The sequence below is a fragment of the Micromonospora sp. NPDC003944 genome (assembly GCF_053605225.1).
Window position 1 is genome coordinate 14,804 of record NZ_JBSGIV010000009.1, and the last position, 26,723, is coordinate 41,526.

Annotated in this window: 31 protein-coding genes; 1 reads left to right on the forward strand and 30 read right to left on the reverse strand. The window is 70.3% G+C overall.

Translation table 11 applies throughout. The features are described 5' to 3' along the window. Window positions 1–237: 237 nt before the first annotated feature. The 12 genes from ACWER9_RS06415 to ACWER9_RS06470 form a co-directional block, all read right to left on the reverse strand. The gene (locus ACWER9_RS06415; protein WP_452300793.1) at window positions 238–1,128 is read right to left on the reverse strand and encodes a hypothetical protein; all 891 of its coding nucleotides are present in this window, start codon (window positions 1,126–1,128) and stop codon (window positions 238–240) included. Between the two features lie 11 nt (window positions 1,129–1,139). Then, a complete protein-coding gene (locus ACWER9_RS06420; protein ID WP_452300794.1) occupies window positions 1,140–2,861 on the reverse strand; it encodes a PIG-L family deacetylase in 1,722 nt (573 codons plus the stop codon). Window positions 2,862–2,872: 11 nt separating this feature from the next. Then, window positions 2,873–5,866: a carbohydrate binding domain-containing protein gene (locus ACWER9_RS06425; protein ID WP_452300795.1), complete on the reverse strand. Its 2,994-nt coding sequence runs from the start codon at window positions 5,864–5,866 to the stop codon at window positions 2,873–2,875. A 12-nt stretch (window positions 5,867–5,878) separates the two neighbouring features. Next, the gene (locus ACWER9_RS06430; RefSeq protein WP_452300796.1) at window positions 5,879–6,562 is read right to left on the reverse strand and encodes a hypothetical protein; all 684 of its coding nucleotides are present in this window, start codon (window positions 6,560–6,562) and stop codon (window positions 5,879–5,881) included. Next, entirely contained in the window at window positions 6,559–7,683 is a 1,125-nt protein-coding gene (locus ACWER9_RS06435) for a hypothetical protein (RefSeq protein ID WP_452300797.1), read from the reverse strand. The genes ACWER9_RS06430 and ACWER9_RS06435 overlap by 4 nt, the downstream gene beginning before the upstream one ends. Before the next feature lies 1 nt (window position 7,684). Further along, window positions 7,685–8,074: a hypothetical protein gene (locus tag ACWER9_RS06440; RefSeq protein ID WP_452300798.1), complete on the reverse strand. Its 390-nt coding sequence runs from the start codon at window positions 8,072–8,074 to the stop codon at window positions 7,685–7,687. A gap of 13 nt (window positions 8,075–8,087) precedes the next feature. Beyond that, window positions 8,088–11,009: a phage tail tape measure protein gene (locus tag ACWER9_RS06445; protein WP_452300799.1), complete on the reverse strand. Its 2,922-nt coding sequence runs from the start codon at window positions 11,007–11,009 to the stop codon at window positions 8,088–8,090. Window positions 11,010–11,013: 4 nt separating this feature from the next. Beyond that, the gene (locus tag ACWER9_RS06450) at window positions 11,014–11,286 is read right to left on the reverse strand and encodes a hypothetical protein (RefSeq protein ID WP_452300800.1); all 273 of its coding nucleotides are present in this window, start codon (window positions 11,284–11,286) and stop codon (window positions 11,014–11,016) included. Between the two features lie 95 nt (window positions 11,287–11,381). Continuing rightward, window positions 11,382–11,930 carry a hypothetical protein gene (locus ACWER9_RS06455; RefSeq protein WP_452300801.1) on the reverse strand — a complete coding sequence of 183 codons (549 nt, stop codon included), beginning with the start codon at window positions 11,928–11,930 and terminating at the stop codon, window positions 11,382–11,384. Between the two features lie 92 nt (window positions 11,931–12,022). Further along, window positions 12,023–12,502 carry a phage tail tube protein gene (locus ACWER9_RS06460; protein WP_452300802.1) on the reverse strand — a complete coding sequence of 160 codons (480 nt, stop codon included), beginning with the start codon at window positions 12,500–12,502 and terminating at the stop codon, window positions 12,023–12,025. Window positions 12,503–12,505: 3 nt separating this feature from the next. Continuing rightward, the gene (locus tag ACWER9_RS06465; protein WP_452300803.1) at window positions 12,506–12,862 is read right to left on the reverse strand and encodes a hypothetical protein; all 357 of its coding nucleotides are present in this window, start codon (window positions 12,860–12,862) and stop codon (window positions 12,506–12,508) included. A 14-nt stretch (window positions 12,863–12,876) separates the two neighbouring features. Continuing rightward, a complete protein-coding gene (locus ACWER9_RS06470; protein WP_452300804.1) occupies window positions 12,877–13,212 on the reverse strand; it encodes a hypothetical protein in 336 nt (111 codons plus the stop codon). Window positions 13,213–13,295: 83 nt separating this feature from the next. Between ACWER9_RS06470 and ACWER9_RS06475 the strand changes: the two genes are divergently transcribed. Beyond that, on the forward strand, window positions 13,296–13,766 hold the full coding sequence (locus ACWER9_RS06475; RefSeq protein WP_452300805.1) for a hypothetical protein: 471 nt from the start codon (window positions 13,296–13,298) through the stop codon (window positions 13,764–13,766). Here ACWER9_RS06475 and ACWER9_RS06480 read toward each other — a convergent pair. The 18 genes from ACWER9_RS06480 to ACWER9_RS06565 form a co-directional block, all read right to left on the reverse strand. Beyond that, the gene (locus ACWER9_RS06480; protein WP_452300806.1) at window positions 13,763–14,176 is read right to left on the reverse strand and encodes a hypothetical protein; all 414 of its coding nucleotides are present in this window, start codon (window positions 14,174–14,176) and stop codon (window positions 13,763–13,765) included. The genes ACWER9_RS06475 and ACWER9_RS06480 overlap by 4 nt on opposite strands. Next, complete coding sequence (locus tag ACWER9_RS06485) at window positions 14,173–14,559, reverse strand: hypothetical protein (protein ID WP_452300807.1); 387 nt, start codon at window positions 14,557–14,559, stop codon at window positions 14,173–14,175. Before ACWER9_RS06485 ends, ACWER9_RS06480 begins: the two co-directional genes overlap by 4 nt. Beyond that, on the reverse strand, window positions 14,556–14,945 hold the full coding sequence (locus tag ACWER9_RS06490) for a DUF6093 family protein (RefSeq protein WP_452300808.1): 390 nt from the start codon (window positions 14,943–14,945) through the stop codon (window positions 14,556–14,558). Before ACWER9_RS06490 ends, ACWER9_RS06485 begins: the two co-directional genes overlap by 4 nt. Window positions 14,946–14,954: 9 nt before the next feature. Then, window positions 14,955–15,917 (reverse strand): hypothetical protein, encoded by a 963-nt coding sequence (locus ACWER9_RS06495; RefSeq protein WP_452300809.1) that lies wholly within the window; start codon window positions 15,915–15,917, stop codon window positions 14,955–14,957. Between the two features lie 179 nt (window positions 15,918–16,096). Then, window positions 16,097–16,510 carry a hypothetical protein gene (locus ACWER9_RS06500; RefSeq protein ID WP_452300810.1) on the reverse strand — a complete coding sequence of 138 codons (414 nt, stop codon included), beginning with the start codon at window positions 16,508–16,510 and terminating at the stop codon, window positions 16,097–16,099. Window positions 16,511–16,569: 59 nt separating this feature from the next. Beyond that, entirely contained in the window at window positions 16,570–16,965 is a 396-nt protein-coding gene (locus tag ACWER9_RS06505) for a hypothetical protein (protein WP_452300811.1), read from the reverse strand. 73 nt (window positions 16,966–17,038) lie between these two features. Continuing rightward, window positions 17,039–17,452, reverse strand: a complete 414-nt coding sequence (locus ACWER9_RS06510; protein ID WP_452300812.1) for a hypothetical protein — start codon at window positions 17,450–17,452, stop codon at window positions 17,039–17,041. Then, complete coding sequence (locus tag ACWER9_RS06515; RefSeq protein WP_452300813.1) at window positions 17,452–18,516, reverse strand: major capsid protein; 1,065 nt, start codon at window positions 18,514–18,516, stop codon at window positions 17,452–17,454. The genes ACWER9_RS06510 and ACWER9_RS06515 overlap by 1 nt, the downstream gene beginning before the upstream one ends. After that, on the reverse strand, window positions 18,516–19,238 hold the full coding sequence (locus ACWER9_RS06520) for a hypothetical protein (protein WP_452300814.1): 723 nt from the start codon (window positions 19,236–19,238) through the stop codon (window positions 18,516–18,518). Before ACWER9_RS06520 ends, ACWER9_RS06515 begins: the two co-directional genes overlap by 1 nt. A 59-nt stretch (window positions 19,239–19,297) precedes the next feature. After that, the gene (locus tag ACWER9_RS06525) at window positions 19,298–20,056 is read right to left on the reverse strand and encodes a hypothetical protein (protein ID WP_452300815.1); all 759 of its coding nucleotides are present in this window, start codon (window positions 20,054–20,056) and stop codon (window positions 19,298–19,300) included. A 48-nt stretch (window positions 20,057–20,104) separates the two neighbouring features. Then, complete coding sequence (locus ACWER9_RS06530) at window positions 20,105–21,166, reverse strand: VG15 protein (protein ID WP_452300816.1); 1,062 nt, start codon at window positions 21,164–21,166, stop codon at window positions 20,105–20,107. Further along, window positions 21,156–22,601 carry a phage portal protein gene (locus ACWER9_RS06535; RefSeq protein WP_452300817.1) on the reverse strand — a complete coding sequence of 482 codons (1,446 nt, stop codon included), beginning with the start codon at window positions 22,599–22,601 and terminating at the stop codon, window positions 21,156–21,158. Before ACWER9_RS06535 ends, ACWER9_RS06530 begins: the two co-directional genes overlap by 11 nt. A gap of 18 nt (window positions 22,602–22,619) precedes the next feature. Continuing rightward, entirely contained in the window at window positions 22,620–24,278 is a 1,659-nt protein-coding gene (locus ACWER9_RS06540) for a hypothetical protein (protein ID WP_452300818.1), read from the reverse strand. After that, on the reverse strand, window positions 24,268–24,762 hold the full coding sequence (locus ACWER9_RS06545) for a hypothetical protein (RefSeq protein WP_452300819.1): 495 nt from the start codon (window positions 24,760–24,762) through the stop codon (window positions 24,268–24,270). The genes ACWER9_RS06540 and ACWER9_RS06545 overlap by 11 nt, the downstream gene beginning before the upstream one ends. 217 nt (window positions 24,763–24,979) lie before the next feature. Continuing rightward, a complete protein-coding gene (locus ACWER9_RS06550; RefSeq protein ID WP_452300820.1) occupies window positions 24,980–25,111 on the reverse strand; it encodes a hypothetical protein in 132 nt (43 codons plus the stop codon). A gap of 440 nt (window positions 25,112–25,551) precedes the next feature. After that, window positions 25,552–25,818, reverse strand: a complete 267-nt coding sequence (locus ACWER9_RS06555) for a hypothetical protein (RefSeq protein ID WP_452300821.1) — start codon at window positions 25,816–25,818, stop codon at window positions 25,552–25,554. Continuing rightward, window positions 25,815–26,051, reverse strand: a complete 237-nt coding sequence (locus ACWER9_RS06560) for a hypothetical protein (RefSeq protein ID WP_452300822.1) — start codon at window positions 26,049–26,051, stop codon at window positions 25,815–25,817. The genes ACWER9_RS06555 and ACWER9_RS06560 overlap by 4 nt, the downstream gene beginning before the upstream one ends. Next, window positions 26,048–26,710: a hypothetical protein gene (locus tag ACWER9_RS06565; RefSeq protein ID WP_452300823.1), complete on the reverse strand. Its 663-nt coding sequence runs from the start codon at window positions 26,708–26,710 to the stop codon at window positions 26,048–26,050. Before ACWER9_RS06565 ends, ACWER9_RS06560 begins: the two co-directional genes overlap by 4 nt. Window positions 26,711–26,723 lie beyond the last annotated feature (13 nt).

Consider the following 26,723-nt stretch of genomic DNA (forward strand, 5'->3'; position numbering starts at 1 on the left):
AGGATCCCGACGGCGACGACGAGGGCGACGACGGAGAGCCAGATTCGCCCCCGCTGGCCTCCCGGCGGAGGCCGATCGCTCCACCGAGGGCCGGCCCCAGGACCAGCGTCATACCGGCGCCGACCAGGATCTCCGAGGCCTGGCCGGGCGGAACGACGAACGCCTGGTGACAGATGATCCCCAGGCCAAGCAGGACGCAGGCCCAGTCCCTGAAGGTCTGCCGGATGCGCTCGGCGGTCACTCACTTGCCTGGCCCGAGAGTCGCCGCGCCACCTCGTCGACGAACTGGTCGGCGTCCAGCTCGCCGGACTTCGCCTGCCGGACCAGCTCGACCAGCTCGGCATCACGCGCCGACTCGGCGGCGGCCACCTCGTTGATCCGGGCGAGGACGGCCTTTGTGTCGAGGCCCTTCGCGGCGGCGAGCACCGCGGCGAGAGTGGCGTCGGTCTTGGCCTGCCACGCCTCGTCGCGGATGCGCCACTTCACCGGCTCGACGTTCTCCTTCGCCGAGGTCGCGGTTACCCCCGACGCCCACGCCTCGATGACTCGGCTCGCTCGCTCCGACATGTCGTCGTCCCCCTCCACAGGTAGACCAAGCGCGATCGCCAGGATGCGCTCCATCAGCTTCCGGTTCCGGCAGTGCCGCCGGTCGATCGTCAGGTGCCAGTGGTCCAGGTGGGAGTCGTCCGAGCTGGCCGCCTGGTTGGTGCGGTTGTTGTAGCCGGTGACCGTGCGGCCGTTCGTGGTGCCGAACAGCTCGATCACCTCGTCGAGCTGGCCGGCCTTCATGGCCGCCAGCAGGCGGCCGGTCTGTTCGACCATCAGCGCACGGTTGCGCGCCGTACCCCAGTCGCCGGGGGTGAAGTCCACCCCAGCGACGTGGCGTTCCTGCTCGGCGGTCAGACCGGACTGCACCGTGTAGGTGCGGTTCGTGCAGTACCGCGACCGCTTGATCCACTCTTGGGAGCGGTGAGCGCCGCGCAGGTGCGCGGTGTTCCCCTTGCTACCGAAGGCCGTCCGGGGGCGCTTGGTGCGCCGGCACAGCTCGTCACCAAGCCAGTCGATCTCGTCGGTGACGATCTCCCGGGTCCAGTACGACTCGGCCTGCAACTGGGCGGGGGTGGGCATTGGCGTCCTCCTCAGGGCAGGGCGGTCCAGGTGGACTCGATCAACGGGCGGCACGCCGGGGCGTCACCGACGAACGCGTGGAGCACCCCGGCGGCCACGGACAGGGCGGGCACGTCGCAGGCTCTGCCGTACTGCTGCCACCAGACCGGCTGCCCAGCCGCGTCGAGGGCGGTAGCGGACACGCACCCGGTGGCGTCGCGGCAGGCCAGCCATACCCGGCCGGCGGCTGCCGCAGCGGCGACCTGGCCGTGCCCGCCCGGACCGGCGACGACCACCGGCTGCCCCCACGGGCCGTCAGCGGCGACCTGGCGGGTGAGGACGATGCCGGTGCCGCCGGCCTGCCGGTAGACCAGCAACAGCCGGCCGTCGGGCTGACGCACCACGGTGGGCGGTGAGCCGGGCGGCAAGTCCGGCACGGTCGTGTCCACCGTGAACGGGCCGTTCGGGACGGACTGGGACCAGCGCAGGATCCCGGCCGTGGTCGCGGCGAACACCTCGATCCGCCCGCCCGGACCGGCCGTGGCGGTGAGGCCGTCTTGCACCTGGACGCCGCCGAGGTCCACCCACGACCCCCAGCCAGCGCCCGGCGCGGTCTGGCTCTTCGCCGACACCCCGCCGCCACCGTTCTTCACCAGCACGCACAGCCGGCCGTCGGCGTGGCGGGCGACCGCCGGAACGCCCATCTGCGCCTCGGTGACGGCGCCGGTGTTGTGGTTGCCCAGCGACGCCCACGACCCAGCCCACGGGCCCGACGGGGACGTCTGCCACAGCACGATCAGGCGGTGGTCGGACAACCGACGGGCGAACAGCTCCATGCGCCCGTCGGTGTCGTAGCCGACGGCCAGGCCCGGGGCGACCGGGCCGCCGGTACCGCCGAGCACCCGGGGCTGCGACCACGACCAGTCGGCGAGCTGCCACCACGTGATCACCTGCCCGGACCGGACCGCGACCACCTGCAACCTGCCGTCCGCGTTGCGGCCCACCCAGGTCGTGCCGCGCGGCCACCGATACAACATCCGCTCACACCACCCGTACGCCGCCGCGTCCTGGTCGTAGGCGGCGTACGTCTCGAAGATGGCCCGCTTGTCCGCCGCCACCGCCGGCGGCAGGTTAGGCGGCACCGCGCCGATCGAGTACCCCCGGTACGGCAGCGCCGGCACCCCGGCCGCCACCGCGGCGTCGCCGGCCATCCGGGCGGCGGCGGTGTGGTCGGTGTGGTCGTGCGGGGTGTACCGGGACTCCGGCCACGGGTCACCCGTGCACACCTGCTCCGGCTGGTGGGTGCCGATCAGCTCGACCAGGGCGGCCACGAGCTGCGCCCGGGTGTACGTGTAGACAGATGCGCCAAGCCCCTGCCCGATGGACACCGTGCTCTTCGGGGTGCCGGCGTCGAGCTGGTCGAGCTGCCCGTCCGGCAGGGCCAGCCACACCAGGCGGACCCGCCCGTCGAGCGTGTACCGCTCCACCTTGCGGCCCGCCACCGTGGCCAGTTCGCCCACCCACTCCGACTGGTCGCCGACCGGGGTGTAGCCGGCCATGTGGGCGTAGGCGTCCATGATGCCCCGCTGCCTGCCATACGCCCGCTCGCCGTCGGTGAGGCCGGTGCCCGATGCCTGACCGGCGGACACGAACACGGTGGTCACCTCGCCCCCGGCGCGGATCGCGTCCGACAAATCGGGGTTGAGGAACAGCAGGTCGTCGTCGGGGTGGGCCACCACCGAAAGCCAGGTCACAGATTCCCCTCTCATCGGGTCCACACGCCGCCGACCGTGGTGCCGATGACGCTGCGCACCTCAGCCCGGTACTCGTAATCCACGCCCGAAACGGCCCGCCAGTCGTCGTACGTCGCGCCGGCCGGCAGCCCTTGGGCCACACGGACCCCCGGAGTCGAGTCGTTCACCCGCACCCGGACCTCGTCGACCCAGATGACGTCCCCGGCGGTGGGAACGGTGTCCACGACCGCCAGCAGCGTCATGTGAGTGGCGTTGGCCGGCGCTGTGCCGGTCGCCCACCGGTACTCCCACGCGTTCGCCGTCGGCGGTGGCTTCCCGATCCCGTTGTTCGAGGCGATGAACGCACCGCCCGCGTCGTGGAACCGCAGCTGCGCGAACGTGTCCTTCATCGCTGAGCCGGCGATCCACATGTCCAGGAAGTAGCTGGTCCCCGGGGTGCAGGGGATCTTGACGGTTTCGACGTGAGAGCCGAGGAAGTCCGTCCCGTCGGAGGTCAGCTGGTACGACCAGCTGCCGGAGTGTGACTTGCTGTTCGTGCGGGTCGCGGTGCCGGCGTGCGACGAACCCCAGCTGGACATGTCGGCGCTCTCGAAGTCCGCGCTGAACAGGGTCGGGTTACGTACCGGCCGTCGGTACAGGTCGACGCTGGCCGCCGCTGGCGGGTCGGTCGCTAGCCGGATCGTCGCCTCGTCAATGTGCAGCAGGTGCGTGTTGGGTGGTGTGCCGGTGAGACTTGCCGCGAGCAGGCGGCACTGCCCGGTCAGCGGCGGGGAAACAGCGTCGACCTCGATCTTCGTCCACACGCCCGCCACCACCGGAAACGATGCGAACGACTGCGAGATGAAGGTCCCGCCGGCCTGATTCCAGTTGATCGCGATGTTGACGGTGCGGCTCACCGCGCACCGCACCCACGCCTCAGCGTGCACACCGACACCGGCCCCAATCGGCAGCAAGTCCGTCTGCGCCTGCGCCGTCGCCGCACCTCCGGACGGGGTGAGTAACAGCGACGCGGCACCCTCGTGGGCCTGCGCGGTCGACCGAGCGACGCCACCGCCCACCGCGGCCCACCCAGCGGCGTCCGCCTCGAAGTAGGGGTTCGGATTCATCGGTGCCGGGGTCGGAGGGTTGGTGATAGCCACCCGAATCACCCCGAGACCCGGCAGCGGCGTCGCCGTCAGCGTCGCCGTCAACGGCTCGACGAAGTCCACCGAGAAGATCTGCTGCACCTCGTCGCTGGCCAGACCCCTGAGGTTGCGGGTCTGCACCACCACGGCGTACCCGAACAGGTCGCCGAGCGGGAACTGCGGTGTGTACGTCGTCGCGGTGCCGGCGATCCACCCCGAGTCGAAGACCGTCTCGCTCAGGATCCGCAGCTGCACCCGGTAGGCGGTCTGCTCGCTGACGGTCCACGTGACAGTGACCCGGTCCTGGTTGAGGACCTGAGACGCGGTGGGCGCGGTGATCGTCGGGTTGACCTTGCCCGCCGGCAAGACCACGAACGCGTCGGAGTACAGCGACGCCACGTCGGCGGAGTCCCACACCTTGACCCGGTACGAGTGCGCCGCGTCGGATGTGGCGCCCCAGCTGGCGGCGAGCGTCCGCGCGGTCGTCGCGCCGGCGTTCTTCTGCTCCGACGCCTGCCAGGTGCTGTCGCTGGCCCGCAGGTACTGCACGGTGCCAGCGCCGATCTGCCGCGACAGCGCCCACGCCGACTGCACGTCGGCCGGGTCCGGGTCGCTGAAAACCCAGTCGAGGACCAGCGCGGATGACACCTCGGCCGCCGCGCCGTTGTCCACGCCGATCGCCGGCACATCCCACGTCGGGGTGTTCGGCGCGTACGTGAGTACCTGATGGTAGGAGGTGACGGTGTTCGGCGACCCGGCGTGCCCGATCGCCACGTCGTAGCGGGCGTTACCGGCCGAGCCTCGCCGCACCGACCACTGCCCCGGCGGGGTGCCGAGGACGTCGGTGGTGGTGACCGTCGACCAGGACGTCCACGTGCCGGCCTGCCGGTTGAAGTCGACGAAGTACAGGTCGTTGTTGCTGGTGCCGATCGCGTAGACGCGCATGTCCCGGTTACCTGCCGCCGAGTACGACAGGCTCACCGCCCGGATCACCCCGGTGGGGTGCGCCGGGGTCTGACGCAGGGTGGACCGGCCGTTGCTGCGGTCCCGCTCGACGACCAGCGCCGCGTCCGTCGCCGTGGGGTGCGGCACCACCATCAGCCACCGGTCGCCGTCCCACCGGCCGGTGATGCCATCCTGCGCCGCCAGGCCGGACTGCAGCAGCTGGCTGGTGCCCGGCCCCGACCAGCCGGCGCCACTCCACGCCAGGCGGACCATCCGCAGCACGTCACGCCCGTAGGCGATCCACAGGTGCGGGGTCGCGGAGCCTTTACCGCCGCCGTTGTGCTGGATGTCAACCGACGGGACGATCCGGCCGGTGCCGGTGATGTCCATCCACTGCCGGCGGCCGGTCAGGAACGTGTTGTCCAACCGGTGGAAACCGTTCGGCACGTCGACGAGCACCCCGTAGAGGGTGATGCCGGAGGTGCCGCCGAACGTGGTGCCGACGCAGATGACCACGTACATCCACCGGCCGGGCGGGTCGACCAGGGCGATGTCCATGCCCTGGTGGATCGCACCCGGGGTGCCGCCGTGCGCGGGCTGCCCCGTCAGGGTTTCCGGTCCCCACACCGGGCTGCTGAGCCGGCACCGGCGAAACCAGATCCGATCCTGGCCAGACTCGTTCGTCCGATACGACGTGTAGAGGTGGTCGTCGCCGGCGACGAAGATACTGCCGAACTCGACGATGTTGGCGCGCAGCAGCGACAGGTGCAGCGACCAGCTGGTCCCGCCGTTCGTCGACCGGTAGAGGTCCCACGTGTTGGCCGTGGTGCTCTTCACGATGGCGTACAGGTGGCCGGTGCCGGGGTGACGGTCGATGCGGGTGTTCGCCGGGACGCCCAGCGGTTCAGCCTGGGTGGTGGTGGCGATCTGCGCCATGCGTGGCCCCTCCTACGACACGGCGAAGCCCTGCGGGCACTTGGCCGCCGGGCCCCACTCTTCGAGCATCAGGTAGCGCGGCTTCGTCGCCGAGCCGAGGTGTGTGACCGTGCCGGTCGACGCGTTGACGTTCACGCTGACGGTCTGGTTCTCCAGGTCACTGCTGGCGGTGCGCCTCAACCAGTGCTCACCCAGCAGGGCGTACGGGTTCGCGGCGGTCTGCGCCGGGTAGTGGCCGAACTGCCCCCAGTCGGCCCCCGTGGTGGCGGTCGCGTTGCGGACCCGCCAGAAGCTGATGTTCACCACCGAGCTCTGGTACTGGCCGCCGAGGGTCAACCGGTACGCCATCCCCGCCCGGAACGTCACTCCGGTCAAAGCGATCACCGACGTTTCCGCCGTCACCGCCGCCGAGCTGGTGGACGCCGACGCTACCCACGTGGCGTCCGAAGCGAACGCCCCGACGACCACCCAGTCACCCTCGTACTGCTGCAGTCCGCACCGGTCACCCGGGCGCATCCGCACGTGCGACCACCGCTTTACCGGCACAGGGGTGACGTCACCGTCGAAGATGACCGTGCACGCGGCGCTCGCCGGATCAACGGTCACGACCAGGCCCATACGGCCGGGTTGCTTCGGCAGCAGCATCGCGAGCCGTTCGTCGACCATCCGCCGCAGCTCGGTGTCGAGGCGGCTCACCGCAGCACCTGCCACTCGTGGGTCATCCGCCGGCCGGTCAGCGGCAGCGTCCACTGCGTGCCCAGGACATCCAGCGGAGGACCTGCCGCGCCGTCGATCACGAACAGGCGGTCGAAGTGCCAGTGCAAGGGGTTGAGGGCGGTCGTCCCGCTGTACGTCGATGGCATCCGCATATCGGCGTCGATCAGCTCCTGTGCCTGCCGTATCAGCGCCGCGTGATCGGCGGCATCCAGTCCCTCGACCCGTGAGATCACCCGCCCACGAGCGTCGACCGACGCCGGCCCGGTTGACTGGTTGATGTACGTGTACATGCCGTTGCCCTCTACCGGGGCCTGCTCGACGTTGTTGCGCTGGTAGAACACCCACCGGTTCGGTGCCTGGTAGTAGTCCTGCTCGACAGTGCGCTCCGGAGCGATCATCGAACGGCCACCGTCCGCCTCATACGTCCACTCCACCGAGCGCTCAAGTGGCGGCTGATACGGGTGGCAGCGCGGTCGGCCGTCCCAGTCCGACCAGATGCCGGCGTACCCCACCGCGGCGAGCAGGTCGTTGACGACGGTCAACCAGGACGTGCGGTCGTCGAACTGCCACACCTTCGCGGTCGGCAGCGTCGTCGACGCTGCCGTCGGGTCGATGATGTACTGCACGAACCCCCGCTGGATCAGGATGTCTTCAACCGCCGCGAGGTAGCCGACTCCGGCGTCGACCGCGTACGTCTGTCCGACCGGGTCCACCAGCACGTCCAGGACGTCGACGCCGGCCACGTCGAACGTTGCCGGCGCCCGACTCAGGTCCCGCTTCGGAGTCTTGGTGAAGTAGGCACCCAGGTTGAATCGGGCGGTGGTCACGCCGTCGGACAGGACCATGTGGGGGCGGACGATGGCCCGCCCCCAGTCCAGGTCCCGGGCAATGATCAGCTGAGTGGTGCCGTGCAGATCGGCGTACGCGTTGCGGGATACGGACCCACCCAGCAGGTCCTCCGAGATGTCCGCCAGCACCGTCAGCGACTGGTCGACCAGCTCCGCCCCGTACCCCACCGTCACCGCAGGGCTGTCCACGATCAGCGCCTCGACCTGCGCGGCAGCCAGGTGCTCCCGAGGTGACCCCGTCAGGGCCTGCACGTCACACACCCTCGCTGGCGGTGATCGTCCGCACCGTCAACGCAACGTCGTACCAGTAGCCAGCGGTCGGCCCCGGCGCGACCGGCGGCTCGGACGGCGTGACGACGAAGAACACACCCGTCCACTGCTGCCCACGATGGTCACGCACCAGAACGGCGATGCCCTTCCACTCGCGCAGCTTCTCGACCGTGGCCAGCGAGAGTTTCCGTAGCGTTACACCGAAGGTGCCCCGCTCGCCCTCGATGGCTATGGCACGTTGACGACCACCTGCGAACGTCGTCACCTCGCCGTCCTGCTCGTATTGCTGCGACCGGTCCATCGATCCGGCCGCGATCGCCTCACCCGTGTCGAGGCGGTTGATCCACACCCGATCCAGCAGCAACATCGCCATGGTCACCTCCGAATCAACGTGCGTACGTCCGGCCCTGAGCTCGGCTGAGCTGCCGCGCCGAGGACACCGACCCGGTCAGCTGTTCCCCAACCCCGGGAGCGACCCGCTCCACCGCGGCGACCAACTCCCGCAGCAGGTAGTGCACAGTCAGATCCGCGCCGCCGATCGCCGCAGCGGCCGGCGCGGCCGTCGACGAACTAACTGGCCCGGGCGACAGCTGCAGAGTGGAACCGCCACGGCCAGGGTTCGGGGCGAAGCTCCCCCAGCCGCCCCACCAGTTCTCAATCGCGTAACCCACCAGGGCGCGCGTGCGGGCCATGTCACCGAACCGCGGGGCGAACAGCTCCCCACCGGTGGCTGGCTCAGCCCACGCGTACCGAGCCGGGCCCCGCGGCGACGCGATCTGCGCATCCCGCAACAGCCCCACCTCGGCGTGCTCGTAGAGGCCACCCCACCGGTTCTTCAGCTGGGTGCCACCGGGGACCTTCAGGTCACCTGTGCTGGTCCACCGGACTGTGCCGGAGATGTAGATGTGCTTGTTCTTCAGCGAATCGATCTTCGCCTTGAGGGCGTTCACGGCGGCTTTGGCCTCAGCGGTGGTGGCCCAGAATGGCACCGTCTTGCTGGGCGGCACCGACCTCACCGCGAAGTTGAAGTCCTCCGCCTGCTTCTTAGCCGACTGCGCCCCTGGCGCCGACACGTCCGTCGACACCTCACCCGGGATGTCGCGGTACTTGCCGATCAGCTCGTCGACGGCCTTCTTGTTGAAACCGAGCTGGAGCATCGTGTTCCGCAGGCCGTCGATGTCCTTCACGTACTTGCCGTTCGCCTCGTCCAGGCTCATGTTGTGATCGATGCGGGACTGCCGCAGATCGTTGATCACGTCGATCTGTTTCAACACCGACTCGATGTTGTCCTGGCCTGCCGCCTTGTTGATGTCGAGCGTGCGGGTGCCGTCCTTCAGTTCGGCGTTGACGTCGGCGATGCCCCGCTTGTACGCCAGCAGGGCAGTGTCCAGGTCCATCCGCTGACCAAACAGCTTGTCGAACGCGTCCTTCAGCGCGGTTACCTGCTCTGCCGCCTCAGACGCCGACCCGCCCAGCCCACCGATTTGCCCAGCGGCGGACGACGTCGCCGACCCGGCAGTCTCCACGGCCCCGGCGTAGGTGGGGAACAGGGCCTGCAGTTCCTCAATGCTGACGCCGTCCTTCTCGGCAGCCTCGGCAAGCCGCAGGAACGCCGCCTCTGCCTGGCTAGCGCTACCGGATTGCACCAGGCCGGCCAACGCCTGATCCATCGCCTGAACCCGCTCACGGGTCCGCGTCAGCGACGTGTTCGTGCCATCCAGGCCGGGCACGACCGTCTCCAGGATGTCCTGCCCCCAGCGGACGAACTGCCGCCGCCCGTTGTCGGTGTCCGCCAAGAACTTCAACCCGACACCGAGGTCCGCGAGGTCCGCGCCGAGCACCCGCGCCGACTCGCCGGCCAACCGCCCCGACTGACCCCACTCGGCCAGGCCCTTACCCAACGCCTCCACCTGCGGGTTCAGGTCCTTCTGCATGGCACCGATCGCTGCCCCGGCGACCTGCAGCGCGATGAACGCCCCGGCCGCGCGCGTCGCGCCGCGCTGAGCCACCTCCAACCCGCGCGCCGCCCGTTGCCCCGCCGGCCCGGTCTCCCGCAGCTCGCCGAGCATCTCCGCGTTCGACCGCCGGGCTCGCACCCACCCGGCGCCGAGCAGCATCGCCACGCCAGCCAGGCCCGTCAGGCCCACCGCCGTACTGGAGATCGCCGGCGGCAGCGAGCCGATCTGCGCGACCAAACCTTCTGCCGCCTGCGTGAGCCACCGCAGACCACCTGACGACCCGGACCCAGCCTGGATAGCCAGGTTGTCGAGCTCGCCGCGCAGCCGCTCCAGGTCACCGATCAGGTTGTCGGTCTTCATCCGGGCGGTGTCCGCCGCGTAGCCCTGGTCGTCGACCTTCCCGACCCACTTCTGCACACCGTCGGCACCCTGCTCGTAGAGGATGCTCGCGGCGCGGATCGCGTCCGCGCCGAAGATCGTGGCCATGGCAGCGTTGCGCTGCTCCTGGGTGAGCCCGCCAAGCTGCGTCTGCAGCTGTCCGGCCAACGCGGTGATGCCGACGAAGTTGCCCTGCGCGTCGTACGCGTTGATGCCCAGCTTCGCCATCAACGTGGCGGCTTCTTTGCTGGGGTTGGCCAGCATCAACAGGGCTGTCTTCAGCGACGTGCCCGCGTCGGACCCGAGCAGACCCGCCGACGCGAAGCTCGTCAGGGTCCCGACGGTGTCCTCAATCGTGAGGCCCATCTGCGCCGACACGAGACCCGCCTGGTTGAGGGCCATGCCCATGTCGTGCACCGAGCCTTGCGCCTTGCCGGCACCAGCCGCGAGCAGGTCCGCGATGTGCGGCACCTCAGAGCCCGCCAGCTTGAACTGGGTCATCGCGCTGGCTGCGGTCTCCGCAGCCTCGGCCACGTCCATCTGCCCGGCCGCCGCGAGGTTCAGCGCCCCGGTGAGACCACCGCCGAGGATGTTCCCCGTCGACACACCCGCCTTAGCCAGCTCCTCGACCGCTTGGGCTGCCTCCGTGGCCGAGTAGGAAGTGTCTTTTCCGGCCTGCATCGCCGCGTTGCGCAACAACTCCAGCTCGGTGGTGCTGGCCCGGGTAGCCGCCTGAACGGACGACATCTGTTTGTCGAACTTCGCCGCGGCGCCGGCCGCCAAGCCGAACGCGCCGACCAGGCCCGCGCCGAGCATCGTCGCCTGGTCAGCGACCGCGTCCAACCTGCCCGCCCGGGCAGCCTTGTCCAGCTCACCCACAAAGTCGCGGGTCGCCCCGCGGGCCTGCCGGATCCCCGACATGTAGCCGCTCACTTCAGCGGTCAACTTCACGCCCACGGTGCGAAGCGTCACGAGTTCACCCCTCCCGCTTACGGACCCGCCAGATCCGGGCGCCGCCGACCACGTCCTGCGTGGCTGCCGCCTTCTGCGCTTCGAGCAGAGCCAGACGGGCCCGGCACACCACCCGGTCGGCGGTGAACTGCGGGCCCGTCTCTTCGTCACTGGTGGTCTCGACGTACCGCTGACCGCAGCCGCACGGGCAGAACTCCGCCCGGTACAGCGCCAACGCCAAGACCTCGGCGCGGTCCTGCTCCGTCCACTCCGGCTCCCGGGTCGTGACCGACCGCACCAGCCGCCCCCGCCGGTTGTAGTGGTGGCGGGTCGTCTGGACCGGCTCCCGACCGTCGAACCGGGACCCGGGGATCCCGAGCCGGTCGGCCGCCTCTACTCGGGCGCGGTACTCCGGGTCATCCGCGAGGCGGCGAGCGAGAAAGGGACGTCGACGTCCCGCCGGTTCAGCCCCCACGCCGCACTGGAGAGGGTGTCGAACTGCCGGTCGGTGAGCGCCTGGTCGAGTAGCAGCTTCCACTCGTCGTCGGTGAGCTGCGGGTCGACGACCGAGCGGCGTACCAGCTCGTCGAAGAACGTTTCGGTGTTCACACCGACGCCCCGGTCCTGCTCGACGACCGCCCCAGATTCGGTGTCCTTGCGGGGTGGGTGCTCGGCGATGAACGAGCGCCACGCCGGTCGGGGCATCGCGCGCAGGCGGAACTGGTAGGTGTGCTGCAGCATCTCTTGGCGGACGTGTTCCATCCGCTCGGCGATGCCGTTGGCGGACGACTGGTCCTCGAGGGAGGCGAGTGTCTCACGCTGCGCCTGGTCGAGTTGGCGCTCAAGGTCTTCGAACTCGGCGGTGAGGTCACCGCGGAGGCAGACCGGCACGGTGGCCTCGGGCAGTCGCGCGCCGGCGAGCAGTATCTGGAAGTCGGTCATTGGTCTTCTGGCCCTTCGTGTTCCTGGCCCAGCAATGCGGAGAGCGGGGGCAGACCGGGCCAGTTGGTCCGCCCCCGCTCGTTCTGGAAGGGTCAGGCGACGACGGCCCGGAGCGCGGGCTGGTCGGTCAGCTTGACCGGCACCTCGAACCGCTCCACCGTGTTCGGCTCCGGATCCATCCACGCCGTCTCACCGCAGATCACCGGGAACACCTGGATCGGCTGGGCTGAAGCGAACGCGTTCGCGGCCGGCAGCGACCTGCGGATCGTGATGAACCCGGTTACGTCCGGCGTCATCGTCGTGTACACCACGTCGCTGCCCGACTGCTTCTTGAAGCGCAGCATCGTTCCGCTGAAGGTGCGCCGGCCGTTCGTATTGGTGTCGAACGTGCTCTCGACGTTGCCGGTCGGCACGTCGGCGGTCTCCGGGCGGAACCCGACGATCCCGTCGGCGGTGATCCACCGACTGACCCGGATACCGGCGTTCAGCTCCGAGACGGTGGGGGCGTTGATGTTCGCGATGGCCGGGACCCAGTCAACCCGGGTCTTACCATCGCCGGGGATGTCCGGCATCGCTCACTTCTCCTTCGTGCTGTTGGCGGACTTCGGAGCCGCGCCCGATTCGGCCGGGGCCGTCTCGGTGGGCGTCGCCGGCCCGGCCGCCGCGGCCGGGTCCGGGGAGTTGAAGGGGTTCACCGGCGGCTCCGGATCCGAAGGCAACCAGCCCTTCTCGATCCACACCTCAGCCGCCTCGACCGCGAACAGTGCTCGGCCGCCGTGCTCTTTGTGCCGCAGCCACACCCGCTCACCGGCCGCCGGATCGTCGGACTCCGCCCAGCCCAGCGGCTTCCACCTGTCGCGCTCGTCGACGCCCACCATCAGCGCCTTCACGCCGTAGCCGTCGGTCATCCAGTACTGCGTCTTCGCCGTCATCGCGGTGCGCCTCCCTAGGCCCGGTGCAGCTCGTACGTGACCCCGGTCAGCGCCCCGCTGAACGTGACCGTCGCGACGCCGGTGGCCGGGTTGATCGCGGTCCGGGGGATGAGGATCATGCGGACGCCCGTCGCCGGCGCGGGCACCGCGGTGACGGTGCCCGGGTTGCCCTGAGGCGTCGCGCCCGGATCCAGCACCGACACGTTCGTGGCGGTCCCCGTCGTGATGACCCGCAGGTGAACGCCGTTGACGCCGAAGCTGGACTCCGCGATCGTGTCGGACGCCGACGGGGTGATCGCCGCCGGCGTGGTGCCAGTCGTGACAACCGACTGAGCTGCTTGCAGCGCCATGCGCCGCACCTCCTGACTCTCGGGTAAGGTCCGTCCGAATGGCGGACGGTGATTACTTGGAGACCGCCGGTACGGTGTCCGGCATGGCAGTGGACGACGCGAGCCCCAGCGACGAACTCGTCGCGGCGTACGCCGACGGCACCCCAGTCGAGGAACTCGAGCGCCTCTACGGGCTCAGCCGCGCCGACATCGAACAGCTGATCGCCGCCGAGGTGCGCCCCCCGTCACCACCGGCGAGGCGAGCTCCCGGCGCCATCGTCGCCGCCGTCCTGCTGGTCGCTGGCACCGGCGTTGCGGCCATCCCTCGCCTGGCCGACACCATGGACGGGTGGGCGTTCGCGATCGCCGCGGCGGGCGCAGTGGTGATCTACGGGCTCATCGCCTACGGGTTGTGGCTCGGGCAGCGCGTCGCCCAGGTCCTCGCCGTCGCCGGTGGCGCTCTCGCAGTCCTTGCCGGACTGAACGGGCAGCTGTTGTCCCTCGCGGTCGGCGCCGCCGTCGTTGCGCTGGTACTCGTCCCCGAGTCGGCACGGGAGTGGTTCGCCCGCCACTAGGCCGGCTCGCTGGACAGCCGGTAGAGGTCAACCCGGTCCATTACGAGCTGCCCGGTCGACTCGTCTCGCTCCGGAGGTCGGCTCTCCTCCCGTCGGATCGGGAAACACACACGGCCGGTGATCGTCGGAGTAACACCCAGCAGCACGGCCCGAAGCCGATCCGCGAGCGCCCGGGTCGCGGCGGCGTTCCCGCCCACCAGATGCCAGTACCCGGTCAACACGAACCGGCCCGGCGCGTCCTCCACCGACCGGCTCTCGGCGTCCTCCGGATCGTGGTCGACGAAGTACACCAACGCGTACGGCGGCAGGGTGCCCTTCGGGACGGCACCGTCGAGAACGACCAGCGGAGTGGTACCCGGCGCGGACCGGGCCAACTCGAGCATCGCCTCCGCGTGTTCCTTGGCACTCACCGCTGCTCCAGGATCCGCGCGGCCAGGTCTTCCATGGCCTTCTCGAACCGGGGCCGCTCAGCCTCCCCGGACGGGATCATGTGCGGCCGCGGCGGGTTGTTCTCCGACCCGAACTCGATCAAGTTGCCCAACGCGCCCTGCCGCTTGGTCTTGTCCGGGCCGATCTCGGCAGTGAACACGGCCGGCGTCTCCTTGGTGTCGTAGGAGATCGCGTACGGGTACGCCGGCGCGTGCGCCAGGCCCTGTACTCGGCCCTGGGCGTCGCGTTTGATGTTGAGCGCCCCGCGCTGCACCACGGCCCGGGTTTCCTTCGGCGCCTGCAGCAGCACCTCGTCGAGGTCGTGCTGCCACTGCTTCAGCTCGCCCGCGTCGAAGTCCGTCATGATGTCCGCTCCGTGACTCCGACCCGCCGGGCCGTCGCGTGGCTCTTATGCGCGAGGTCCCGCACTAGGAACACTCGTCCGGGCAGGTCCGGATCGTGCACCGACGCGGTCACCGTGACCTCGTCGCCGACTTCCAGGCCGGCGACGGACATCGGGAGCTGCACTTCCAAGCGCAGCATCAGCTGGAAGTCCTCGCCCACGTCGGCCTGGGCCGCCTGGCCGACGTGTTGCTGAATCCGGCACTTCCCGGAGTACAGCGACTCGTAGGAGTTCACCACGTTTCCGTCGTCGTCACTGGCCTCACCGGTGACACGCCGGATCACGCACTCGTCGACCATCAGCCGTTCAGCAGCAGCTCGGCCCCGGGCCAACACCGCCTCCAACATCGCAGCCTCCTACGGTCGAAGAACAACACCCTCCGCGGGTCGAGGAACCACGGCATCCGCCAGGCGTGGCACCCGACCCTCCGACGGGCGAACCGTCACGCCCGCCGCCGGCCGGACCACGACACCGAGAAACGGTCGGTCGACCGTCGCTCCACCCTCGACCGCGCCTGCCAAGGCCGATACCAGCGCAGGCAGCCCAACGGTGAGCGCAGCACCAGAGCGCGACGTGCCGCCCAAGCTCACCAACAGCGGCGGTGCCACCGGAGAGACCAACCCAGTCGCAGACACGGCGGCCGAGGCGACAACCGTCAGCGAGGGCAGCCGGGTCGGCATCGCACCCGTCGTCTGGGCCCTGCCGCTGGCGGTAACGCCAAGGTGAGGCAGTGATGCGCCCAGCACCGTGGACGCGCGGGATGAACCGCCCACCGATGACGCCAGTGCCGGCAGCGATGCGGTCAGCCCTCCGGTGCCCGGAGGGGGTGGCGCCGGGCCGAGTAGTGCGGTATCCGACCAGCCGCAGTCGTCGAGCGTGAGGGCGACGTTCGTGGCGGCGGCGGTCTGCCCGAACCACACCTCGCGGATCGGGCCGCCGAAGTTCTGGCCGGCGAGGTCACCGGAGTCCTGGCTGGTACTGGTGGCGTCTCCGGCGTAGATACGCACCCGGCCGGTTGCCGAGGTGGACCCGCCTACCGACACCTCCACCCGCCACTGCGTACCCGTCGACAACGCTGAGCTGGTCCAGATCGTGGTGTTCGCGTTGTTCTGGAGCGTCAACACCCCGGCGGAGGTGACCTGCACCCTGAACCGCTGTCCTGAGCTGGTCAGGTTCATGCCCCGCAGCGGAGACACCGTACCGACGACTGAGACGGGGTCCAGGTAGAAGCGGAAGTGCTGGACGGCGGCAGAGTCACCGGCGTTGACCGACCACCCACGCCGCTGCGCACCACCGGTCGCGCCGAGCGTCGTCAACATGCACAGCGTGCCGTGCGCTGAACCGGTCGAACTGTAGACGCAGGTCCCGCCCGCTGTATCCGTCGCCAGCGTCCACGCATCCCCCGACGCGGCGCCGCTGTTCCCGGTGGTGACGGCCGCGCCAGCACTGCCACCCTCGAACGAGTTGACCAGGGTCGACACCGTGCCACCCCCCGGAACTAGGACGCGGGCATTGTCACGGCGCCGGACGTCAGTTCCACGGTCAGCCCAACGGAGATCGTGGTGGTTGACAGCTCCAGCTCGCCGCCCCCGCCTGCCGCTGTCACGGAACCGTCCAGCACGTTCGCGCCAGTCGAGTCCTCGGCACGAAACCAGCCGGCCGTACCCGCGCCGACACCTGTCGTCGACCTGGGCGTACCCGCCAGCGTGGCCACCCCGGACGACGCGGAACTGAACGCCGGGTCCGCCAGGGTGAACGTGGCCAGCAGAGTCCCGCTCTCGGCGGTGTCCCCCGTGGCTGGCTGCGACCCCGAGTACACCTTGATCGTGCCCGCGCCCGCGCCGGCATCGAGAAGACCTGCGATAGCACCTGCGGCGGCATTCCGTGCCGCCGTCGAGATTCTGGTGGCCACGACAGCCCCCTCCTACGTGACGTGCTTGGTGGGCACCCTGGCCCGGGATCAGTCGCGACTCACGGCCACCATCTCGCGGAGTCCCTCACCACCACCGGCCGTGCCGCTGGGCGGATCGTGAAAGCGCCCGACGACGGCAGGCCGCCGATAGAACGCACCAGCTGGCGTTCCGCCGCGGTCAGCGCGGCGCCGGCCACGAACTCCGTCGCGTACGTCACCGAGTAGTCGTCCACCTGTTCCGCCCGGACGCCGGCCGGGTTGAGCAGCACCCGCCGAGCCACCTCCAGGGCGACAGACAGGAACGGCGACAGGTCCACGATCGCGTCGTACCGCTCAGCACCGACTTCGGCGCGGATCAGCGTGGTCGTCAGCGCGCGCGCCAACTCGGCCGACGCCTGGTCCAGGTCGCTCTGCATGTACGAGGCGAGCTGCGCCAGCTCGAACAGATCAGCCATCGCTCGCCCCTTCGATCGATCGACGACAGGTGGGCCGGACAGCGGGTAGAAGTGCCGTCCGGCCCAGCACCTGCTACTCGGTGGGAACGCCGGCCGCCTCCAGGGCGGCGATCACGTCCTCTCGGGACGCGTCTTCCGCAACGTCGACGCCCTTCTTCGCGGCGTACTCACGCCACGTCGGAGCGCCTGATCCTGCTCCGCCCTTCGGGGGCGGGCCGTCCCGGCCGGCGGCATCCGCGCCCTCGCCCGCGGCAGATGACGGGATGGCGGCCTTCAGCACGTTGATACGCGCCTGGAGACGGACCACCTCGGCGGCCGGGTCTTCCGGAGCAGAGGCCACCGAGCCGGGACGGGCAGAGACGCCGTCGATGAGGTGCTCGCCGACCAGCGGCGACGCCCATTCGGGTACGTCACCACCAGCGATCAGGAATGCCAGCTCACCCGTCTCCGGGTGCCGCACGTGCGTGCTCTCCCTCAGCGTGGCCATCAGAGCACCTTCACCGACATGATCAGGTCCGGGTCCGTGACCACCGGCATCGTGATGCCGGCGACCATGGTCCCGGTGTGGACGGGGTTCTCCGACTCCATCGCCACCGCGACGAGACCCGGGGCGTTGTCCTCGCCCAGCGCCTGCGCTCGGATCAGCTTCTTGGCCTCCTCAGTGGTGCCCCACTGGGTCTGCCCGACCGGCATGCCGCCCTCGTTGCCCGGCTCCTCCGGCAGGTAGACGATCCGGTCGTCCGGCAGGACGCGGGTCATCTTCCCGGTGTGGTCCGGCACCATCGTGTCGTCCACGATGAGGCGCGGCAGCTCCCGGTCGGCCAGGGCCTGGCGGACACTCGCCGCCCCGATCGACGGCGGGGCACCGAGCAGCGACCCGAACACGTTGCGGAAGTCCGTGTCCTTCAGCATCACGTTCAGGATTCGGGTGCTGATGATGCCAACACCCGGCAGGACCTCGCCGCCCGTGGTGGTCTTGTACACCGTCTTGTGGGCGTCCATCTGCCCGAAGATGTCCGGCGTGACACCGTTCCACAGCGTCGGCGCCGTGAAGAAGTGCTGCGCCGGGATCCCGAAGTCGACCGACCCGAGCTGCAGCCGGTTCTCCGGCGCCGCCTGCGTGCCGACCGTGACCTTCCCGTAGGCGATCGCCTCACCGTGGGCGAGCATGAGGCGCTGCAGCGCGCCCCGGGTAAGGGTGAGCAGGTCCTGGTCGAACACCTCGGCGATCGCGTCCTCGTCGCCGGCGGCACGCGCCGCGTCGAGTAGCTGGGAGTCCTCCTCCAACAGCCACAGGATGCCCGACAGCGGCAGCATCCGACCGGTCACCTCGGTCATCTCGCCGCGGTCCATCGGTACGGCTGGGGTGTTCCACGGCCGGAACGGGATCGCCCGTCGCAGCGACCGCGCGGACCGGCGGAACAGGTACCGGTGGTCGCGGCGGGTCACGGCCGGCAGCCACCGCTGCAGGATGCCGCCGGGGAACGGGATCTGCCGGGCCGCGAGCGTGAGCTCCTCGGGATCGGTCAGTTCGAGAGCCATGGTGGCCATCAGGCACCCACCTTGTCGAAGTAGATGTTCGGGGTGAGCTCGGTGCGCGCCTGCGCGTCGAACCCACCGTTGGACGGCAGGAGGTCCTCGTACACGCGACCCCGGTAGTAGAGGGAGGCGTCGACGTTCCGGCCGGCCCGGACCTGCTTGTCGCCGAGCAGGAAGCCCTTGGCCGTCTCGGTGCCGTTCGAGCCGAGGTCGGTGCCACCGCCGGTGGTCGTGGACACCGCCACGGTCGGGCTGGACCCGCCGGTGAGGCTGCCGCTGTTCGCGGTCATCTGCGCGACGTTGGTGTTCGCCAGCGTGCCGGTGAAGGTGACGGCCACGGCGCTGCCCGGGTGCGGGCCGCCGGTCGTGGTGACGTTCCCGGCGCCGACGTTCGACAGCGCCTCCAGGGCGGTGCGGACCTGCGCGGCGGTCGCGTTGAACGGGATCGCCGCGGTGGTCTGACCGTTGAAGGTCAGCGTGTAGGTGCCGCCGGTCGGGGTGCCGGTGATGGACACCGACTGGACCTCTTCGGTGCTACCGCCGTACGGGGCGTACCGGCCGGTCGCGGTGACCAGCGCCAGGGTCGCACCGGACGGGATGTTGCCGTCCGTGTAGACCGCCAGGACGGCGTCCGCGTCGAGCGTGATGGGTGCGCAGTCGACCGGAAAGTCGCCGGCCCAGGTGGGGCCGCCGGCACGCCGGGTCGTCTTCGTCACCCCAAGATCGCTGTACATGGGTGTGATCCCTCATCTCTGGGTGGTGACCCCGACGCATGGGCGCCCCGGGGCGTGGATCAGGTGGTGCTGGGCTTGCGAACACCAAGCCGTTCGAGGCGCTTCGCGGCCCGGTCCGACGCGGACGGCTTCGCGCCGCCGCGGCTGCCCTGCGACGGGTCGGGCTTCGGCTTGCGGGCCTTCGGCTCGCCGCTGGCCGCCGCCAGGTACGGCTTACGCTCGAGCAGCTCGTCGAGCGCCTCGGCGATCGCGTCGCCGTCGATCCGGTTGCCCTCGACGAAGTCGTCGACGCCGTGCTCGCGCAGCAGCAGCGCCGCCGCGTCCGCCGGGTCGGCGAACTTGCGGGCCTTCGCCTCGATCTTGTCGAGGACCCGGTCGTTGAGCGTCTCCCGCTGCGCCTCCGCCCGTGCCTCCCGGCGGATCTGCTCCGGGTCGGGCTGGTCACCGCCGTCACCGCCGGTCTTCCTGGCGGCGATCAGGGCCCTGACGTCGTCGGGCGTCTTCACGCCCAGCTCGCGGGCCAGTGCGGTCCACGGGCGCAGGGCAGCGCGGGCCGTGTTCCGCTGGCCCTTCATCGTGTCGAGGGCCCGCTTGCCGGCGTCGCGCAGGTCGTCGGCGTTGCCGTCGTCGTCCTTGTCGTCGCCGCCGGTGTCCTCGGTCTCGTCGTCGTCACCGCTGCCGGTGTCGTCGTCGCCTTCGCCGGATCCGCCCTTGATGGGCCAGATCGGGTCGCCGTTGCGGCGTAGTCCGATCGCGGTGAGACCGGTGAACGGGTGGATGGGCAGGTCCGGTCCGAGGGCCGGGAGGTGGATTCGCACTGTCGGACTCCATTGCGGGGTCAGGCCCGCAGCGTTGCGCTGCGGGAGTCATCGGATGTAGCCGAACCGCTTCAGCAAGCGGAGCGCCTCGTCGCGGCTGCCCGCGATCTGGTAGATCGATTCCGGCATCAGCCGCGGCGGCCGCGCCGACCGATACCGGGCCCCGTCGGCCTTTACACCGGTCTGGCCGGCGCCGAGCCGCACACCGGCCTGCCCTCGGGTCGTCACGCCCTCCGTGGTGATGTACAACTGCCGGCCGAACACGTCGACGGCCTCCAGGCGGCCGATGTCCCGGCCACCGCGTAGCAGCCGTTCCTCTTCGGCGGTAAGGCGAGCGCCGGCCGGCGTCAGCCCGTACGCGCCCCTGCGGGCGTTGACAACCTGCGCCAGGTCGGCCCCGTCGCGGATCGCCCGGGCGCCGGCGGCGGTGAACTGCCGGTTCTGCTCGTCCTCGTCGAGGCTGTCGAACCACGCCCGCGGGTTCGTGCGGACATCGTCGGCGGTGTCCTCACCGGCGGGCACGTGCACGCAGTCGCAGCGCGGATGCCTGTCGAACCCGGCGTTCCACCCGTAGAACCGGCCGGCCAAGACCACGCACCGGCCGCACGTCCGGCCGACCACCATCCGCACGTACCCGCCAGCCCGTCGACGAGCCGCGAGCGCCACCTGATCGGCGGCCCGGCCCGCGTCCGCCGCCTGCGTACGGACCATCGTGCTGAGCGCCGTCCCGCCGATGGTGAGCGCCTCGTCGACGTCGACCCCGGCGCCGATCGCCGCCAGAGCCCCGATTGCGGGCTCGTACAGCAGGCTGGCCATCGGCCGGCCGTCCGACGCGACGCCGGCGAGCGCGGCCGGGACCAGCTGCCCGTCAGCGGCCGGGTCGACGCCCTGCGCATCGAGGACCTCGTCGAGGTACCCGTCAGCGGTACGCGCCGCGGCGAGTTGCGTCGCGGTGACCGTGACCAGCAGGTCGACCAGCAGTGTTGTCCACGACCGGGCGATGTCGCCCGGGTCCACCAGCGCCCACAGGCCCTCAGCCAGGTCGGCGAGCGCGTCGACGAGCTCGCTGCGACGCCGGTAGTGGTCGAGGGCGATCTGCTCAGCCGGCACCGGCCGGCACCACCTCGTCGTCCTGCTCGGCGCCGCCGGCGTCGGTCAGGCCGTTGCGGCCCGCGCCCAGCGCCGCGGCGATCCGGCGGGCCGGGTCTCGCGCCTCTTCGGCCGCGAACTGCTCGGCGAGCTTCTTCCGCCTGGCCGCCGAGTAACCGAGATCCACCCACGCCGCCTCACGCGGGATGATCTTCTGCTGCACGAGCTTCACCGCCGCGTCGGCCGCCTGCGCCCGTGTCGGGGTCGCCGCCGACCGCCACTGCGTCTCCAGCTGCTCCATCCGAGGGTCCCAGCGGCCGTCACGGAAGCGGACCGCGATCTTCATGACCCGTTCCCAGGACGCCTCCAGGGCCGTCTGGAAGTCCTCGACCTGCTTGATGACCCGCGACTCGTCGGCCAGGATCCCCTCCGCCGACGGAGGGTTCGTCGTGGCCTGGCCGAGGTACCGCATCGGCAGACCCGACACACCAGACACGAGCTTCGCGTACAGACTGACAATCGAGTCGAAGTTCGACAGGTCAGCGGCCGAGAACGCACCGAACTTCGCGTCCTTGTTCGTCGACGCCCACAGCGCACCGAAGTACGCCTCCCAGGTCGGGAGCGTCTCGCCGGTCTTCGGGTCCTTGAAGTCGTCCGGTGACAGCCCCGCTGCCCATCGCTGCGGGACTGCGAGTGCTTCCGTGGCGACCTGCCCGTTCGTCAACGCCCTGGCGGCCGCGTCGGTCAAGCCGATGATGGCCGTGAAGATCGACCGGCCGTCACGCTTCGACAGGCGAGCGCCCCGGACCAGCGGCACCACCGGCACAACCCCCAGCTGGTGCTCGTCGCGGTCGACCTCAACCCACGCAGCATTCCTGCGCTCCAGCCAGGTCGTCGCGTTCGGCTGGTAGAACGTGGCCCGCGCAGTGCCATCCTCCGCGTAGAACTTCGCGCCGGCGATCGGCTGACGCGTACGTGGGGACAGCTCGACGGCCATCTCATCGGCCGACTCGACCGTGATCAGCGGAATCTCCGCCGACCGCTCTCGGTCATCGTCGCCGCCGTCCGGAGATGGGGCGTCCGGCGTGTCCGTGTCACCGGCGCCTACGACCACGAAGGCACTGCCCCGCACGACCGCGTCGAGCTGACCCAGCTTCGACTCCGCATCCAAGCCGTTCGCCTGCCAGATCCGCCACAGCTCGTCGTCGGCGTCAGTGGCGTCCGGCAGCTCGAACCCCTCCAGGGTGGTCCTGGCGGCGATCTCGTCAGCGTATGTCTTTGGCCACGCCACGATCGTCAAGAACCGGCGCAGCTCCGGCGGGATCGCCAGGCCGAGCTGCTCGACGCGCTGCTCGCCGTCGTAGTACGCCTCCAGCACCCGGTTACGGCGCGCAGTGCGCCCCACCTTGATCTGCAACCCGTTGAGGAGTCGACGTTCGTCTTCGGTGAGGGCCACCCGGTCAACTCCCTTCGGCTATCGGAACACCAGCACCTGACGCGACTGGGCCCGCGGCCATGCCTTCGCCGCGGTGACGTCGCCGGCGGCTTCGTTGCACAGCACCGACGACACGGTGCCGTCGATCTTCTGCGCCTGAGACGGCTTGCCGAGCACGTACCGCTGCGACGGCCGGGGCAGCTTGCGTGTGTTCCGCACGTGCACGGCGATCGTCTGGTCGCCGTCGTGGGTGAACGTCGTGCCCGTCTTCGTGACGTCGGTGTGCAGACGCACCACCGCGGCGTGCATCTGCACCAGGCGGTACGTCTCCCACCGCACGAACACCCGCTCGCCGTACCGCTCGGCCAGCTCGTCGATCTCCGTCTTCCAGCCCGGCGGGTCGAGGTACACGCGCACCAGCTTGTACGTGTCCACAATCTCGTCCCACGCGGCCCGGACCTCCAGGCGCGGCACCTGACCGCCGTGCTGCGCCGGATCCCAGATGCACGGCAACCGGTCCGGCCCGTAGCGGGGCGTGAACTGGTAGCCGTCCTCGGTCTGCAGCCGGATCACCGACCAGTCATCGGTGTCCGAGCCGTCGAACCCCGCCACCACCGGTGTTCCCGCCGGCACCACCCGCGCCGGCGTACCAGCCGGTTGAGCGCGCAGCCACTCGCGGGCGTCCCACCGGTCACCATCCAGCCACGTGCCGGCGCCGTAGACCATCCGGTTGCCGAAGAACCGTTCCGCCTGGGCGGGGTCCTTCTCCGCGAGCTCGGCCGCCTCCGCGTCGATCGCGTCGACGTCGACGTGCGGCGACCCGGCGTAGTTGATCTGGTGGATCCGTCGCCGCTCCCGCCGGTTGCGGTACGACAGGTTCGCCGGCGGCGGCTCGTAGAACCGGAAGATGTCCTCCGCCGCCGCCTCGTAGCTGCGCTGCGCCACCGAATCCTGCGCCGGGTCGAACGCGTTCGTCGTCTCCTGCGCCCGGCCGCCCATGCCCGCCAGGCCCCGGCGCTGCGTCTCGGCGACCTCCCGCATGCCGTTCGCGTCGGTCCACACGCCCGTCTCGTCCTGCGGCACGTACGTGACCGGGTTCCCCAGCCGCGACTTCGCCGACGACGACACCGTGTCGATCCGACCCTCAGTGCCGATCCGAATGAAGTCCTCACCGACGCGCATCAGGTCACCGAGCGGGCCGAGACGGATCATCGCCTGCAGCGCCTCGCGGTAGATGTTGTCGGTCTGCTTCTCGGAGAACGCCGTCACCTGAATCAGCGGCGTCGGCCAGCGCATACCCATCGGCTCGCCCGGCTCGTACGGGTACTCCCACCCGCACCCGCAGCCGTGATCCGCGCAGGCGTACCCGTCGTCCTTGCCCGCCCAGTCCCGGAACAGGGCTGGCCCAGCTCCCTCAAGCGCGATGCCCGCCGCCGACCACGGCCCCTTGCCGACCTTCTGCGGCGCGATGATCACCGACCGGCGGTAATGGAACGCCGTGGCCAGCATCGGGCTCTGAGGCCGCCAGTACGCAGTCGGCTTGACCCGGTAGTGGTTGAGCGTGCACCACATCTGCCAGTCGTACAGCTCGAACGGCGCACCGCGACGGAATCCCGTCGGCTGAATGCAGTGGGCCTCGATCCACGCCGGTGCGATCCACAAAGTCGGGAAGTCGACGACGTAGTGATCACTCGTCATCGGGCTTGACGATCGTCAGTCGTCCGCGTTCGCGCCCCTTGGATGCGCCCCGTGCCGCAGGCTGCGCCGCACCCTCGGTGCCCGTCACCGCCGGTGCTGGGCGCGACTCCGCCGACCCGATCTGCCAGCGATTACGCAGCAGACCCGGGATCGTCAGGCCGAGGGCCTCACCGAGCTGCCGCACCACGACCACCGCCGAGGACGACGCCCCAGGCTGCTCAGCGGCCACGAATCGGCGCACGTACAGCGCCACCTCCAGGTCCTGCCCGAGGACTTCCCACCGGGTCGCCTGCGGCTTCGCCCACAGCGTCTTCCACAGCTGCAGCTCTCGGTCGGCCGGATCCGGCAGCGGCCACTCCGGCGGAGGATCGGGCCGGCCGGTAGCGGGCAGGACGTGCCAGCCAGGATCGGTGCCGCGCTCTCTACGCAGCGCCTCCGGATCAGGTGCAGGCCCGGATCGGGCGCGCGCTCCGCCACTTCCCATGTTCGATCAGCTCCCTCGGTCCGCGTTGCGCGGCACCTCGGCTTGCCGTCACGTTGCGTGACGGCAGACGTCGTTTGAACCCGCCGGACCGGACAGCGCCCTCCCCGGCGGTCCCGCTCATGATCACCCTTGGGGGTTACCCCCCACCCCTGGTGACGGAGGGTGAGATTGCTCAGGGTCGGTCGCGTTGAACCAGCAGGCCGGCGATGGACACCCATTAGTCGGCGAGCTTCTCAAGCCGTTCCATGGTGGTGTGGTTGGTCTCCAGCTCGGCGGCGTGCAGGAGGCGGCTGGCGTTGGCCAGGGCGGTGTCGATGGTGGGCGCCGTGGTGGTGGGCTGGTCGCTCATCGGTCGCGTCTCCATCCTCGGTTGCATGGCTGGTGTTCGGGTCCGCGCCAGGTGGTGCGGTCGTCGGTGTGTCCGAGGTCCCAGGGTTGTCCGGGTTGGATGCGGCGTTCGGGCATGACGCATGTGGGTGCGGCGCAGTCGACGTCGCCTCGTTCGACGTGGGGTCGCCAGCGTTCCCGTTCTCGGGTGTGGGCTGCGTCGTATCCGCGGTCGTGTCGGCTGCCTCGTGCCTTGTCCACGGTGGTGGTGCAGGCGGTGCAGCGTCTGGTGGTGGTGAGTTCGGGGCAGCTGCCGGGGTGGGCTGGGCATCCGGTGCAGGAGCAGACCTTGAGTGCCATGGCCACCTCCGCCGGATAGGCAGACGACCTGGGAGCGATGCGCTCGACCAGGCCGTCGTCTGTTTCTGGGCAGGGTTCGTCTACCGGTTCGGAGTGATCAAATCATGCGGCGGCTTTGATCGTTTCGTCAAGTCGGCGCTTGCGGCCGCGTCCGCTGAGCCACTTCGCGGCTTCGATGTTGGTCGCTGCTTGGCGTGGGTAGCGGACTTCGGGTCGACCGTGGCTGTCGCGCATCTTGGCTGATGGGAGGCCGTCTCGTTTGGCCCAGTTGCGGATCATGGCGGTGGTGATGTCGCCTCCGAGGTGGGTGGCGATCATGCGTGCGGTGCCCCAGTGGTCGCCGTTGGCGGGGATCCACTCGTCCGTCATTCGGTCGCCTCCCGATGGTCGGGTGCCGTCAGCTCGTCGATCTCGCTGCGCCACTGTCGCTCGCCGCAGCGAGGGCAGGGGGGCACGAACCGGAGGCGGGCGCATTGGGCGGCGCTGAACACTTCGACCGCGCCGCAGAAGCCGCACCAGTGCGGGTGGATGGCGCGGGGGTCGTCGCATCCGTTGCCGGGCTGCCCGGTCGTGCCGCTGTCCACGGTTCGATTGTCCCTCATGCTGCGCTGGTCAGGGCGGTGGTGAGTGGGTGGTCGGGGCCCCAGATGTGGGGGACGTCGGCCAAGCGTTCGGGCATGGTGCATGGGCAGTCGGGGCCGGTGCACACGCAGCTGGTGGTGCACGTGACGGTCCACGTCGACCGGGGTCCGGTGGTGTGGGCGGCGAGTTGGCGGCGGGCGCAGCGTGGGCAGCGGACGCCGGTGAGCGGGTGGCCGTCGGGGTCGCAGTGGAGGGCGTCGCGGATCCGCTGGTCGGCTTCGTCGAGCCAGAGGGTGATCTCTCGGGCGGTGGTGGGTCGGAGGGTGGGCGCGGCGTCGGCCAGGGCGTGGAGCGGGTCACCGGCGGGGGTGAGCCGCAGGGCGTTGGCGAGCCAGGCGAGGGTTGCCGTGGTCGACGTGGCGAGGCGGGCGAGCTGGCCGTCGCGGTACTCGGGTTCGAGGGTGGACACGGCGGTGCGTCCGACGAGGTCGCCGTGGCCGCCGTGGCTGGTGGGGCCGGGCATGGGTCGCCAGGCTTGGATGGCGCCGGCGGCGGCGATGGTGCGGGCTTCGGCGCGGCGGATGTCGGCTTCGTTGGTGACGGCGTTGTTGAGGGTGGTGCGGGTGGCGGCGAGCGACCAGGCGGCGCGGGTGGCGTGCAGCTGGTGCGGGTTGGTCAACGCGGGGCCTCTC

Coding starts and splice junctions, on each gene's coding strand:
- ACWER9_RS06455 (WP_452300801.1), bottom strand. CDS start 11,930: ATGACCGACTTCCAGATACTGCTCGCCGGCGCGCGACTGCCCGAGGCC.
- ACWER9_RS06490 (WP_452300808.1), bottom strand. CDS start 14,945: ATGTTGGAGGCGGTGTTGGCCCGGGGCCGAGCTGCTGCTGAACGGCTG.
- ACWER9_RS06545 (WP_452300819.1), bottom strand. CDS start 24,762: ATGGGAAGTGGCGGAGCGCGCGCCCGATCCGGGCCTGCACCTGATCCG.
- ACWER9_RS06485 (WP_452300807.1), bottom strand. CDS start 14,559: ATGACGGACTTCGACGCGGGCGAGCTGAAGCAGTGGCAGCACGACCTC.
- ACWER9_RS06425 (WP_452300795.1), bottom strand. CDS start 5,866: ATGGCGCAGATCGCCACCACCACCCAGGCTGAACCGCTGGGCGTCCCG.
- ACWER9_RS06470 (WP_452300804.1), bottom strand. CDS start 13,212: ATGGCGCTGCAAGCAGCTCAGTCGGTTGTCACGACTGGCACCACGCCG.
- ACWER9_RS06465 (WP_452300803.1), bottom strand. CDS start 12,862: ATGACGGCGAAGACGCAGTACTGGATGACCGACGGCTACGGCGTGAAG.
- ACWER9_RS06440 (WP_452300798.1), bottom strand. CDS start 8,074: ATGGCGATGTTGCTGCTGGATCGGGTGTGGATCAACCGCCTCGACACG.
- ACWER9_RS06475 (WP_452300805.1), top strand. CDS start 13,296: ATGGCAGTGGACGACGCGAGCCCCAGCGACGAACTCGTCGCGGCGTAC.
- ACWER9_RS06495 (WP_452300809.1), bottom strand. CDS start 15,917: ATGTTGACGACGCTCGGCGCGACCGGTGGTGCGCAGCGGCGTGGGTGG.
- ACWER9_RS06520 (WP_452300814.1), bottom strand. CDS start 19,238: ATGTACAGCGATCTTGGGGTGACGAAGACGACCCGGCGTGCCGGCGGC.
- ACWER9_RS06555 (WP_452300821.1), bottom strand. CDS start 25,818: ATGACGGACGAGTGGATCCCCGCCAACGGCGACCACTGGGGCACCGCA.
- ACWER9_RS06510 (WP_452300812.1), bottom strand. CDS start 17,452: ATGGCCACGCTGAGGGAGAGCACGCACGTGCGGCACCCGGAGACGGGT.
- ACWER9_RS06515 (WP_452300813.1), bottom strand. CDS start 18,516: ATGGCCACCATGGCTCTCGAACTGACCGATCCCGAGGAGCTCACGCTC.
- ACWER9_RS06540 (WP_452300818.1), bottom strand. CDS start 24,278: ATGACGAGTGATCACTACGTCGTCGACTTCCCGACTTTGTGGATCGCA.
- ACWER9_RS06460 (WP_452300802.1), bottom strand. CDS start 12,502: ATGCCGGACATCCCCGGCGATGGTAAGACCCGGGTTGACTGGGTCCCG.
- ACWER9_RS06505 (WP_452300811.1), bottom strand. CDS start 16,965: ATGGCTGATCTGTTCGAGCTGGCGCAGCTCGCCTCGTACATGCAGAGC.
- ACWER9_RS06560 (WP_452300822.1), bottom strand. CDS start 26,051: ATGAGGGACAATCGAACCGTGGACAGCGGCACGACCGGGCAGCCCGGC.
- ACWER9_RS06550 (WP_452300820.1), bottom strand. CDS start 25,111: ATGAGCGACCAGCCCACCACCACGGCGCCCACCATCGACACCGCCCTG.
- ACWER9_RS06415 (WP_452300793.1), bottom strand. CDS start 1,128: ATGCCCACCCCCGCCCAGTTGCAGGCCGAGTCGTACTGGACCCGGGAG.